Genomic DNA, 470 nt, shown 5'->3' with positions numbered 1-470 from the left:
TGCCCGAGACGATGCCCGAACCAACGGTACGGCCGCCTTCGCGGATCGTGAAGCGCTGGCCAACGTCCATAGCGATCGGCGCGATCAGCTTGACGCCGAGCGCGATGTTGTCGCCAGGCATAACCATTTCGGTGCCCTCAGGCAGCTCGACGGTGCCGGTGACGTCCGTGGTGCGGAAGTAGAACTGCGGACGATAGTTGGCGAAGAACGGCGTGTGACGGCCACCTTCGTCCTTCGACAGCACGTACACTTCCGACTGGAAGTCGGTGTGCGGCTTGATCGAGCCGGGCTTGCAGAGCACCTGACCACGCTCGACTTCTTCACGGCCAACGCCGCGGATCAGCGCGCCGATGTTGTCGCCTGCCTGGCCCTGGTCGAGCAGCTTGCGGAACATTTCGACGCCCGTGACGGTGGTCTTGCGGGTGTCGTTGATGCCGACGATCTCGACTTCTTCGCCAACCTTGACGACG

General features: G+C 63.2%; 1 protein-coding gene. It reads right to left on the bottom strand.

Annotation, left to right across the window (positions count from 1 at the left end):
* Nucleotides 1-470, bottom strand: a 470-nt coding sequence (locus AACY19_RS27175; protein WP_339454588.1) for an EF-Tu C-terminal domain-related protein, incomplete at both ends; no start/stop codon positions are given.

Source organism: Pseudomonas sp. EA_5y_Pfl2_R50 (genome assembly GCF_963970475.1).
Lineage (GTDB): Bacteria > Pseudomonadota > Gammaproteobacteria > Pseudomonadales > Pseudomonadaceae > Aquipseudomonas.
This window is presented reverse-complemented; position numbering and strand designations above follow the sequence as displayed.